Consider the following 12,296-nt stretch of genomic DNA (forward strand, 5'->3'; position numbering starts at 1 on the left):
CTCCAGGCACTCGCTTTCCGCGGGCGGTCCGTGAGCCTCCTCGGCGCTCGCCTGCGGGGTCTCCCTTGGCCACGCTTTTCCCGCAGGAGTCTCGTACCTTACGTTCCAATCACTGGAACTTCTTTTTTTAGAAATATTGTAGGGAAACTGGCTCCTCTTCTCCAATTCGTCTTTAGTCTGGCGGTTTCATCAATTTTCGGCAAAGGAGTTCCGAATTGCTCTCGCCTCGAACCAAAATTTTAAAGGTAAACTAGATAACTCTTCATAGTTTTTTCAGTATTCCTTAAAGGGTTGAAGAGATTTGCGACACTCCTGCTAGCCGAGACCCCACAGGCCCATGCTTTGATGAGGCTTGGCAGATAGTCGGCGGGAGAGGGATCGGGTTTCGAAAATCAGCGGAATTTTTAAAAAGAAAAACTGAAGGCAAACTCACTATAGGAATTGTCTACTGGCTTAAGGGAGCGGATTCCTACACCCGCTCTCTTTTTTAATTTGTAAAAATAAATAGAAATTTTAGAGAAGTATCTTGTATAATGAGTAGGTACTAAGAGTTCATAATTGGAGGGGAAGAATATGAAGCGTGAAGACTTATTGGCTCCGGAACATTACAACTTAGTGAGTGAAATGGAACGTTATGCAAAAGATCCAGGTAAAGTTGCCGTACTTTGGGAGAACGAAACCGGAGATAAAAAACAACTTACATATGAGAATTTATTAAAAAGTGCAAATAAAATTGGAAATGCCTTCAAGAAAAAAGGACTGGGTAAAGGTGATACGGTCCTCATCATAATCCCCCGTTTGGTGGAAGCTTATCAAGTGTATTTAGCAGCATTGAAAATTGGCATGATTGTCATCCCTTGTTCTGAAATGCTTCGTGCGAAGGACTTGCAGTACCGAGTCAACCATGGTGATGTCAAAGGAATCATCAGTTATCATGAATATACTGACGAATTGAATGAAATAGAAGGAGCGGAAAGCCTCCTGAAGTTTTCAGTCGGAAAACGAATCGAAAATTGGCTGGATTTGAATGAGCTCGCCGATGAGGAATCCGATCAGCTGACCATGGCTGACACGAAGAGTGAGGATATGGCATTCTTATCGTATACTTCCGGAACGACAGGAAATCCAAAAGGGGTCGTCCATACACATGGATGGGCTTATGCCCATTTGAAAACGTCCGCTGCAAACTGGCTAGGAATCAGCGAAACGGATGTCGTTTGGGCAACTGCAGGCCCAGGGTGGCAAAAGTGGATCTGGAGTCCTTTCCTGGCGGTTCTAGGGACAGGAGCGACAGGCCTTGCCTATCATGGGAAGTTCGAGGCGAAAAAATATCTTCAGCTGCTTCAGGACTACAAAGTGAATGCATTATGCTGTACACCAACCGAGTATCGATTGATTGCAAAGGTGGATAACCTTGATGATTATGATTTATCCCATCTTCATAGTGCCGTATCAGCAGGAGAGCCTTTAAATCAAAAAGTGTTCGAGGTCTTTAAGAACCATTTCCAGATTGAAGTGCGTGATGGGTATGGACAGACCGAAAATACCTTGTTGGTTGGTGTAACGAAAGGCATGGAAATTAAATTGGGCTCCATGGGCAAACCGACTCCGGGGAACCATGTGGAAATCATCGATGACTCCGGTAAACCTTGTTCGCCTGGCGTAGTGGGGGATATTGCCGTACATGTCGATACACCTGCTCTTTTTAAAGAATATTTTAAAGATCCCGAGCGGACATCGCAGCAATTCCGCGGGGACTATTATATCACCGGCGATCAAGCGAAAAAGGATGAGGATGGTTATTTCTGGTTTGAGGGTCGTTCTGATGATATCATCATCAGTTCGGGATATACGATCGGACCGTTTGAAGTGGAAGATGCACTCGTTAAGCATCCATATGTTAAAGAGTGTGCCGTAATAGCAAGTCCTGATGAAATAAGGGGAAATGTGGTCAAGGCGTATGTCGTCTTGATGGATGATATCGATCCGAACAGCCAGGACTTGATCAAGACGCTTCAATCGCACGTGAAAGAATTGACTGCTCCATATAAATATCCAAGGAAAATCGAATTTTTAGAAGAGCTGCCCAAAACGACATCAGGTAAAATCAAACGGGTGGATTTACGGAAAAGGGAAGAAGCACTCCTTAACAATTGATTGAAATGCATGGACGTCAGCCTTCAAGGCTGGCGTTTTTTTATTGACAGGGACTTGGGTAAAAGCATAAATATGGGAATTCGTGTTATGAGATGGTACACTTACTGCATATCTGCACAGTAACAATCATTTAATAAGGAGTGTAAAGCCGGAATGGGAACGTTATGGTTCAATGGGTCAATTTATACGATGGTTAAAGAAAATGATCAAGTGGAGGCAGTCTTCACTGATAAGGGGGTAATTGTTGATACCGGCAGCCTGGACCATTTGAAAAATGAACATGCCGGCAATATTTCCAGGGAAATCGACTTAAAAGGACAAACGATGCTGCCGGGATTAGTGGATAGTCACCTTCATTTGGTCGGACATGGTGAAAGACTGCTTCGTCTAGACCTCTCTTTGATGGATAGCAGGGAGTCGATCATGAAATCCTTGAAGGAAAAGTGCTTAAAGACCCCGGCCGGAAAGTGGATCGTTGCCGAAGGGTGGAATGAAAATGAATGGCCGAGGCCTGAATTGATATTACGGGATGAGCTTGACGCGATATCGGCAGATCATCCCATCGTATTGAAAAGGGTCTGCCGTCATGCCTTGGTGGTCAATTCCCGGGCCCTTTTGGAAGCGGATATTAAAGAAGATATAAAAGAACCTTCAGGCGGGGTGATCTGCCGTTATCCTGACGGACGTTTAAATGGATTATTTAAAGAAAGCCAGGCGCAGAACCTTATTTTAGACAGCCTTCCCGGCATTGATCAAGAGTATATCGAAAACGCGCTCACAGAGGCCATAGAAGACGCATATAAGCTAGGTTTGACTGGCGGTCATACCGAGGACCTCCATTACTACAATGGCTTCATGCCGACATATCAGGCGTTTAAATCGGTAATCGAGGACCGGGAAATGGCCTTTCGCGCCAACTTGCTCGTCCATCACGAAGCGTTAGAAGAAATGCTGGCAGCAGGCGGCGGCTATCAGAAAGGTACGCGATATATCAAATTCGACTGCATGAAGATCTTTACCGACGGCTCCTTAGGCGGACGCACAGCCCTGTTGAGCGAACCTTATGTAGATCAAAAGAATACGAATGGAGTCGCGATATTCACTGAAAACGAGCTTCAGGAATGGGTGAAAAAAGCAAGGGCTGCCGGAATGCCGATTGCTGTCCATGCGATTGGCGATCTTGCTTTTGAATACGTATTGAATGCAATTGAAGCCCTCCCCCCGAAAAAGGGACAGAGGGACCGGCTCATCCATGCGCAGATTGTACGGCCGGAGCTTTTGGAGCGGGCGGCAAAGCTGCCGGTAATCTTTGATATTCAACCGGGGTTCGTTCCGTCCGATTTTCCGTGGGTGGAAGAAAAGGTATCAGCCGATCTATTGGAATCCTCCTATGCCTGGAGAACCTATTTGAACATGGGCATCATTTGTGCGGGAGGGTCGGATGCACCCATTGAACCATTAAATCCGATTTTGGGCATTCATGCCGCTGTCACAAGGATGAAAATCAACAGTGAGGACCGTACCGTATATGGTTTGACTGAAAGGCTTTCCGTTTTCGAGGCTTTCGCATTGTATACCAAAGGGAGTGCTGCAGCAATCGGCCAGGAAAAACGCCGCGGTATGATCAATAAAGGGTACGATGCCGATTTTACCGTGTTTAATCTGGATGTCTTTGCTGTTGCACCGGATGATCTCCTGAAAGCTGAGGCGGTCATGACGGTCATCGATGACAAAATCATGTATGATAAAAATTAACAGTTGCAAAAAAAGAAATGGAAATACAAAATTGTTAGATGGAATTAGATAAAGGAATGTAAATGGAAAGAAGGCTTGTTATGAAAGTGGATCAACAAAAAGAAGGGGCGATTTATGCAGCCCTTTCTTACATGATGTGGGGAGTTGTGCCGATTTACTGGAAGTTCCTTCAGGGAGTCGGTGCAATAGAAATTTTAGCTCAGAGGGTATTATGGTCTTTCGTGTTCATGCTGGTTTTATTGATGTTCATGAAAAAATGGCAGGCGTTTCTAGATTATGTCAAAAACATAATGGGCAATCCGAAACTCTTTACGGCATTACTAACGGCCTCACTGCTTGTTACAGCCAATTGGGGAGTGTTCATATGGGCCGTTAACTCAGGACGGATCCTCGACACGAGCCTTGGATATTATATCAATCCGCTCGTCAGTGTACTATTGGGAGTGATAGTCTTAAAAGAAAAATTGAGCGGGGCCCAAATCATTTCATTCCTGCTTGCAGGAATCGGAGTCTTGATCCTTGGCATTCATTTCGGCACGATCCCGTGGATCTCTCTTGTTTTGGCCATGACCTTTGGATTATACGGTCTGGCAAAAAAAATGATCAAGGCCGAATCGGCAATCGGGCTGACGCTCGAAACGATGATGGTAACGCCTCTGGCCCTAGGTTACCTGATTTACTTGATGAACAGGTCGGAAATGCAATTCTTTACAGACGGGAGCACAAGCTTGCTGTTGGTGGGCGGCGGGATTGCCACGGCATTGCCTCTTTTATATTTTGCAAAAGGGGCCGAGAAGATCCCGTTATCGATGCTTGGCATTTTTCAGTATATCGCTCCGACCTTATCTTTATTGATCGGGGTATTCGTCTATCATGAAAGTTTCACCAAAGCACATCTTTTAGCCTTTTTGTTCATATGGTCAGCCTTGGCTGTTTATACACTATCCATAACGAAATGGGGGCAGGCAAGTGCCCGCAGGTTCAAAGGCAAAGGGAATATTGGTGCTTGAATAGAAAAAAATGCTTGGGGAATTTTCTGCCCAAGCATTTTTTTATGTCGATATTCAATAAAACGGATTTATGGCATAGGCGAAATGCCAGGGTCATGAAAGGTATATCTTCGAACCTATTTCAGAAACAATACAATTGGAAAGGCTGGCAGGACTGTTATCGGGCTTGGCACGGGGATTATTTAGTTGGAATTGTCTATAGAAGGAACTATCCAGGGAAATGATATGCGTTGTCAGAAATGCTGATATGGTGGCGAATGGCTTTCTATTGCTATTTAATTCATCGATGATTCCCTGTGCAGTGGTAATCCCGATCCCGTGGCCATAAAAGAGGTTATTCCCTAATAATATGGCATTTTCACCTTGCCATTCAGGGGTTGCCAAGTCGTGATCAGGGTTTTTGAAGTAAACGCAATCACCTGGTAAATAATCCCTTCCTTGATGAATAATGAGAGCCATATTCTGTGGAGGGCGAAAGTCATATAAAAATAGGTCTGAAAAAAGATGGTCGAAATTCCTAGGACCGATCAAATCCAAAATCGCCTTTAAAAAAGTGACGACCATTGCTGTCCCGCATTCGAAGGCATAAAGCCCTCCATTCATGAAAATGTCAACGAGCGCGGCATGAGGGAGAATCCCTGGCTGAAGGGTAAAGGTGCCATCCTTTGAAAGGTGCCAATAACGTTGATTGGATTGAGACTCCTCAAGTGTGGAAAAATCCGGACCGCTTTTATCCAACGCAATAGCTGCCTCTATGACTCGGTTCCTCAGCTGTATCTCGAAATTAAAATCCCCAAAGTTCCGGTATTCAAAAACGTTAGAATCTTCCGCCAAGCATTGAAGGGTTTCAAGCGATTTGGCAGAGGCTGTACCTGGTTGGATTTGACTGACATCTAACCATTTGTGATTAATCTTTATCATGACATATCCACCTTTTGCTTATGAAATTAAGGGTTTAATAAAACCAGTAAACAAAAATGTCTACACGTTATGCTCATTATATGAATGCTTGCAAAGAAATGACTATTTGGAACGTGTCCGCCGCCGTTGCAGCCAAGAATGATTGGAACGGAAAGAGGCAGATTTATTTTGCTTTCAATGATTTTCGTTCCAAAAAGATATTTGCAAGATATCCTGAAGTGCCAGGAATACCTTTCCAATTAGCGAGAAGAAGCAAATTAGTATTCCTTTTTCCCCATGAATTGATATAATGAGAGAGAAAAGTTCATATGTGCGAGAAATGTAGGGGGGCCAGTACTGCTGGCTGAGATTGCATCCATTAGATGCTGACTCTTTGAACCTGATCTGGGTGATGCCAGCGGAGGGAACATATTATGACTGATTTTCTGTTTTGTATGTTAACGTCCGAATTCATCTTCGGGCGTTTTTTGCTTTTTTATCCAGTATTTGAATAGCCCTGGATACCTATTATGGTTCCGGCATATGAATCTTATAAGATGTGTAGGAGGATAATGACTTGAATAAATTCTTACCACTGTTAACTTCGTTCTTCCTTTTAGCTGGATGCGGAGCAGGCGGAACTAATGAAAAAGAAGAAGCATCTAAAAATGAAAAATTAAAGAAGGTATCGGTCGTGCTCGATTGGACACCGAATACAAACCATACAGGATTGTATGTAGCCAAGGAAAAAGGTTATTTTAAAGAACAAGGTCTTGATGTGGAAATTATCATGCCAGGTGAAGCTGGAGCTGATAAGCTTGTCGCTTCAGGGAAATCTGAATTTGGCGTGAGCTATCAAGAGGGCATAACGCAGGCCCGCGTACAGGGTGTGCCGATTGTTTCGGTAGCTGCCGTCATCCAGCATAATACTTCGGGATTCGCTTCCCCTGAGGCTAAGGACATTACGACTCCCAAGGATTTTGAAGGGAAAACGTATGGTGGCTGGGGATCTCCGGTTGAAAAGGCCATTATTGATTCACTCATGAAAAAGGAAAATGCGGATGTAAATAAAGTGGACATAGTCAATACAGGAGACATGGATTTTTTCACTTCGGTTAAAAGGGATATAGATTTTGCCTGGATTTATTATGGTTGGACAGGCATTGAGGCTGAGTTGCGAAATGAAAAGCTTAATATGGTGTACTTAACCGAATACTCTGATAAGCTTGATTACTATACGCCTGTTTTGACTACAAATGAAAAGATGATAAAAGAAGATCCCGAGACTGTTAAAGCATTCATTCATGCAGCTTCGAAAGGGTACCAGTTTGCGATTAAGAATCCTGATGATGCAGCAGATATATTAATTGAGTCTGCACCGGATCTTGATCCAAAACTAGTGAAGAAAAGCCAGGAGTGGCTTGCAGCCAAGTATCAGGATGATGCTCCGCGATGGGGTGAACAAAAGCTTGAAATTTGGAAGAATTACAGTGAGTGGATGACTGAAAATAAGCTTCTTGAAGGTGATTTCGATCCTGAAAAGGCATTTACCAATGAATTTTTACCAAAATAGGAGGAAATACAATGGCCAATACATTAATTAGTATACAAATTATTCCTAAAGGGGAAAATGTCATCCCTATGGTCGATGAAGCAATCAAGATCATTGAAGAATCAGGTGTCAAGTATGAGGTTCACCCGCTTGAAACGACAATGGAGGGGGAGCTTTCCGAGCTTTTTGCCGTGATAGAAAAAATGAATGTAAGAATGATTGAAATAGGATCGCCGAATGTCATTTCCCAAGTGAAAATATTATATCAGCCAAGCGGGATTACGATGGATACGTTAACGGAGAAATATCGGGCATGATCGGAAGGGGAATTTGGAAGAAGGGGGCTCCCTTCTTTCTTTTATTATTGTTGCTGATAGTATGGGAGTCAGTGACAGTCTTATTGAAAGTTGAAGAATGGCTGCTTCCCGCTCCATCGGCCATTTTCATTGAAGGAATTGAGTCGTCCCGCAATCTTTACGGACACCTTATATCCACAACCGAGCTTGCGTTGTCAGGTTTTTTTATTGGAAGCTGCATCGGCTTATTGATCGCGGCAATCCTACACCTATTTCCAGGTGTGAAGGACGCGGTTTATCCTCTGCTCATACTATCACAAAATATACCTATCATTGTTTTGGCGCCGCTTTTGGTGATCTGGTTTGGCTTTGGCATGCTACCTAAGTTAATCGTGATTTCACTTGTATGTTTTTTTCCGGTTGCGGTCGCATCATTGGACGGTTTTCGCCAGACACCATACGAGCTTAAGCATTATTTCAAGATGATGGGAGCGGGGAAAAACCAGTTATTTTGGAAGCTGGAACTTCCTCACTCGATCCCGTTCATTTTCTCCGGCCTGAAAATTTCGGCTACCTATAGTGTAATGGGTGCGGTTATTTCGGAATGGCTTGGGGCAAAATCGGGGATTGGTGTTTATATGACTCTCGCTTCTTCAGCGTTCAGGACAGATCGGGTGTTTGTAGCCATTTTCATCATTATGGGAATGAGCCTGATTTTTTTTGGAATCATCACTTTCCTGGAGAAATACTTGGTTTCTTGGAAGAGAAAGGAGGGCGAAAAGGGTGAAGCTGGAAATTAAAGACGTCTCCTATTCTTTCGATGGTAAGCAGAATATATTGGAGAATATGAATTTCCATGTGAATGATGGGGAATTCGTTACGATCCTTGGGCCATCGGGAAGCGGTAAAAGTACATTGTTCCACTTGATCGGCGGGATTTTGAAKCCTGATCATGGCATCATTTCATTGGATGGTAAAAAGATAAATGGCTTAAAGGGACATATCAGCTATATGCCTCAGCAGCCTTCCCTTTTACCTTGGAGAACGGTATTGGAAAATGTTTTGCTTGGAAGTGAACTTGCTGGGACCAGAGATAAAGAAAAGGCAAAAAACCTTTTGATGAAAGCTGGTTTAGAAGAATACGATAAAGCATATCCGCATGAATTATCTGGAGGCATGAAGCAAAGGGCCGCATTCATTCGGAGTATCTTAAGTCCACAGGACTTGATGTGCCTGGACGAACCCTTTTCTGCCTTGGATGAACTGACAAGGTTGCAAATGCAACAATGGCTGTTGTCGGTTTGGGAAGAAAATCGGAGGTCGGTGCTTTTTGTCACTCACAGCATAGATGAAGCGGTTTTCCTATCAGATAGAATTTATGTGTTATCAGCAAAACCGGCTGCTGTCATCAAAGAAGTGAAAGTTCCATTTTCAAGGCCAAGAAGAGAAGAACAGCTTCTTAGTGATGAATTTATTCATTTGAAGAGAGAATTATATGCAGCACTCAAGCCAACTTTCACTACTTAAGTAAGGAGGCGATACCATTTGAGAATCATCGACAGCCATATCCATTTGGATAAGTATGATATTGTTAAGCGAAAGCAGATCCAAAAAGACATGGAAAAGGTTCAGTTGGAATCCTTGCTGACTGTTTCCATGAATTTGGCTTCTTCGATTAACAATTATCAGCTTTCACTTAAAGATTCACGAATTAAGCCTGCCTTTGGTTTTCATCCAGAGCAGCCCCTCCCGAGTGATGTAGAAGTGTATGAATTATTGAGCTGGATGCGGGAACATCGTCACGATATGGTTGCCATAGGCGAGGTTGGGCTGCCCTATTACTTAAGGCAGGAAAACCCCAATATTGATAACACAGCATATATAGTGATACTGGAGAGGTTCCTGACCTTAGCTAAAGAGATTGAAAAGCCGATTATCCTTCATGCTGTCCATGACGATGCACCTATCGTTTGCGACCTTTTGGATAAGCATCAAATTACAAGGGCACACTTTCATTGGTTTAAAGGCGATATCCGGACAGTTGAAAGAATGGCCGAAAAGGGCTACCGCATTTCGATTACACCTGATGTTTGTTATGAGAGGGAAATACAGGAATTAGTTTCGGCCTATCCACTTAAGCTGATGATGATAGAAACGGATGGACCATGGCCGTTTGAAGGGGTTTTCAATGGGGAATGGACCCATCCCGGCATGATGCATGAAAGTGTGCGTCAAATTGCTTCGATTAAAGGATTGCCGATTGAGGATGTCTATGAAGCCCTTTATCAAAATACGAAAGATTTTTATCATATATAAAGGTACCGGTTATCATATCCGGTACCTTTTTTCGTTTGGCTCTTTTCGTAAAGATTGTTGTTTTTAAAACGAAACTATTTAAGGTTGATTGGAGCGGAAGTGCGAGACTCCTGCGGGAGCTGCGGGACAGGTGAGACCCCACAGGCGTTTACGCCGAGGAGGCTCACCGCCCGCACCAAGGAAAGCGAGCATCTGGAGGGGAAATCAACCACAACTYACTACCTGGTAAATTGCAACAAATTATGTGAAAACAGCCTTTCGTTTAAAGAAAGGTCCTTTTAACCTTTTCCCAAAAGGAATTGTCTTTTAGCTTAACGGTCTTGATGACCTTACTGCTTAACCGGACCTTTACCTTTTCGACATGATTGATGCTTAACGCTTCATTGTCCATTCCGACGATCGGATAGCTTGGTCCGTTTTGTTCAAGGTGGACGGTCAACGTCTTAGCACCGCTTAAGATGAATGAGGAGCCTAGGGTCCGATAGGTATTATTATTGACGGAAGCAAGCTCGCTCACTTGGAAGCAAGGGAGAAGGGGATCGACAACGGCCCCATTGACCGATTTATTATAGGCGGTGCTTCCGGTCGGAGTCGCAATGATGATCCCGTCCCCGCGAAAAGTTTCAAAATGGAGTTGATCAATGAAAATATCCATGATGAACGTTTTGGTGATCGAAGAGCGGATACTGAGTTCATTAAGGGCATAGAAGGAGGGCTGATCGTCCAATTGGATAGAGATGGTTGGATATTTACGCACCTCGATTTGCTCCCTTGTCATGGCTTCAATCATTTTATCACTGTCTTCCAAGTGGAAATCGCAATACATATTCAAGTTACCTGTCGTGGAAATGCCCGCATATAAACAGTCATCCCTGAACCCGGTTTTACGGGCTGCCTGCAGGAATGTGCCGTCATCACCGATGCTTACGATGATGTTCGCTTTTGTGAAATCCTGGATGACTTCATACGAATGTTGCTTCGCCAAGTCTGATAAGTATTCAACCTTGCTGAGCATCTCTTCATTCGGTGCATGGAAAAAATAAATATTCCTTCGAGTATCCATCGTATCCCCCCTAGTATGTATGGTGATGAAAGGGCTTTCTAAACCCTGTTTACAATAAATGGAATTTGTGCAAAATGGACCAATGCATTTCCAATTTGAGGATTCTTTGCTACAATTTTATATGTCTTAGTTTATCATGGAATGAAACATTTTTGGTATTAGTTCGTATGGTAAGAAGGATACATATATTTAAGGGGGAAAACAGATGAATGGAAAGCGTTGGGCTGCACTTGGAATCGCAGCCGTTTTATTTTTTGTATCTATTGCTGTAGGGGCGGCCACTACTCTATTTACAGCGGATACGGAAAATATCATTGATGAATTATTTGCTTCCGAAAGTGCATTTTACGAGGAAGTCATAGAAGGCGATGATTACACTAATGTTATTGCCGTATTTGATGTAGAGGGCACGATTCAAGATACAGGAGAAGCCTCATTACTAAGTTCAGCAACATATAATCACCGTGCCTTCATGGATAAGCTGAAGATGGCAGAGGAAAATGATGATATCAAAGGGATTATCCTTCGAGTGAATTCTCCAGGCGGCGGTGTCGTCGAAAGTGCAGAGATTCATGAAAAGATCCTTGATATCAAGAAAGTGAAAAAACCTGTTTATGTATCAATGGGGTCTATGGCTGCTTCAGGCGGATATTATATTTCTGCACCAGCCGACAAGATTTATGCCAGCCCAGAAACGATGACGGGTTCACTTGGAGTCATCATGCATGGGTATAATTACGAGAAGCTGGCCAAGAAGTATGGTGTTGAGTTCGAAACCATCAAAAGCGGACCACACAAAGATATTATGAGTCCAACCCGGGAAATGACTGGGGAAGAACGTGAAATACTGCAGAATATGATTAATAATTCTTATGATCAATTTGTAAAAGTCATTGCTGACGGACGCGGAATGACAGAGAAGGAAGTAAGGGAAATTGCCGATGGACGCATTTATGATGGACGTCAGGCTAAAGAAAACCATCTAATCGATGATTTCGGCCATTTGGATGATGTAATTGCCGCAATGAAAACGGATATCGGTAAAAAGGATGCTCAAGTTATCCGTTATACAGATGAGGCAGGTTTCGGTTCATTATTCAGTATGGGTGCGCAAAAAATGTTGGGAAATGATGTGGAAACGGCAGTCTTGACAAAAATCCTTTCCTCTTCAAATTCTCCACGCTTAATGTATTTGTATGCGGAATAGGGGGGCTGAAGGATGACGGAAAGAAATGAAAACAATGAAC

The 12,296-nt window shown here is 43.3% G+C and carries 11 protein-coding genes and 1 riboswitch; of the genes, 9 read left to right on the top strand and 2 right to left on the bottom strand.

The features are described from left to right. The first annotated feature begins 573 nt into the window (after positions 1-573). The 3 genes from mbcS to rarD all read left to right on the top strand — a co-directional run bounded on the left by mbcS (position 574) and on the right by rarD (position 4,922). Positions 574-2,157 (top strand): acyl-CoA synthetase MbcS, encoded by a 1,584-nt coding sequence (gene mbcS, locus AC1DVB_RS21665; RefSeq protein ID WP_477590889.1) that lies wholly within the window; start codon positions 574-576, stop codon positions 2,155-2,157. Positions 2,158-2,310: 153 nt separating this feature from the next. Then, a complete protein-coding gene (locus AC1DVB_RS21670; protein WP_454861579.1) occupies positions 2,311-3,912 on the top strand; it encodes an amidohydrolase in 1,602 nt (533 codons plus the stop codon). Between the two features lie 80 nt (positions 3,913-3,992). Beyond that, positions 3,993-4,922 carry an EamA family transporter RarD gene (gene rarD, locus AC1DVB_RS21675; RefSeq protein ID WP_057276724.1) on the top strand — a complete coding sequence of 310 codons (930 nt, stop codon included), beginning with the start codon at positions 3,993-3,995 and terminating at the stop codon, positions 4,920-4,922. Positions 4,923-5,015: 93 nt separating this feature from the next. On the opposite strand, the gene AC1DVB_RS21680 is transcribed toward rarD, so the two are convergent. Then, positions 5,016-5,843 carry a protein-glutamine gamma-glutamyltransferase gene (locus AC1DVB_RS21680; RefSeq protein ID WP_221408427.1) on the bottom strand — a complete coding sequence of 276 codons (828 nt, stop codon included), beginning with the start codon at positions 5,841-5,843 and terminating at the stop codon, positions 5,016-5,018. Between the two features lie 313 nt (positions 5,844-6,156). Beyond that, positions 6,157-6,266: riboswitch (TPP riboswitch) on the top strand. A gap of 133 nt (positions 6,267-6,399) precedes the next feature. On the opposite strand from AC1DVB_RS21680, the gene AC1DVB_RS21685 reads away from it, so the two are divergent. The 5 genes from AC1DVB_RS21685 to AC1DVB_RS21705 are packed head-to-tail and all read left to right on the top strand — an operon-like array spanning position 6,400 to position 9,986. Beyond that, positions 6,400-7,395 (top strand): ABC transporter substrate-binding protein, encoded by a 996-nt coding sequence (locus AC1DVB_RS21685; RefSeq protein WP_477590892.1) that lies wholly within the window; start codon positions 6,400-6,402, stop codon positions 7,393-7,395. An 11-nt stretch (positions 7,396-7,406) separates the two neighbouring features. Beyond that, on the top strand, positions 7,407-7,691 hold the full coding sequence (locus tag AC1DVB_RS21690) for a thiamine-binding protein (protein WP_239858587.1): 285 nt from the start codon (positions 7,407-7,409) through the stop codon (positions 7,689-7,691). Further along, on the top strand, positions 7,688-8,470 hold the full coding sequence (locus AC1DVB_RS21695; RefSeq protein WP_053535931.1) for an ABC transporter permease: 783 nt from the start codon (positions 7,688-7,690) through the stop codon (positions 8,468-8,470). Before AC1DVB_RS21690 ends, AC1DVB_RS21695 begins: the two co-directional genes overlap by 4 nt. After that, positions 8,460-9,197: an ABC transporter ATP-binding protein gene (locus tag AC1DVB_RS21700; protein WP_477590896.1), complete on the top strand. Its 738-nt coding sequence runs from the start codon at positions 8,460-8,462 to the stop codon at positions 9,195-9,197. The genes AC1DVB_RS21695 and AC1DVB_RS21700 overlap by 11 nt, the downstream gene beginning before the upstream one ends. 18 nt (positions 9,198-9,215) lie before the next feature. After that, positions 9,216-9,986 (top strand): TatD family hydrolase, encoded by a 771-nt coding sequence (locus tag AC1DVB_RS21705; protein ID WP_477590894.1) that lies wholly within the window; start codon positions 9,216-9,218, stop codon positions 9,984-9,986. Between the two features lie 262 nt (positions 9,987-10,248). On the opposite strand, the gene AC1DVB_RS21710 is transcribed toward AC1DVB_RS21705, so the two are convergent. Continuing rightward, positions 10,249-11,049: an NAD kinase gene (locus AC1DVB_RS21710; RefSeq protein WP_095679559.1), complete on the bottom strand. Its 801-nt coding sequence runs from the start codon at positions 11,047-11,049 to the stop codon at positions 10,249-10,251. A 205-nt stretch (positions 11,050-11,254) separates the two neighbouring features. Between AC1DVB_RS21710 and sppA the strand changes: the two genes are divergently transcribed. Continuing rightward, positions 11,255-12,256, top strand: a complete 1,002-nt coding sequence (gene sppA, locus AC1DVB_RS21715) for a signal peptide peptidase SppA (protein ID WP_063575484.1) — start codon at positions 11,255-11,257, stop codon at positions 12,254-12,256. The last annotated feature ends 40 nt before the right edge of the window (positions 12,257-12,296 follow it).

This window comes from Peribacillus sp. P4_D6, from assembly GCF_056401795.1.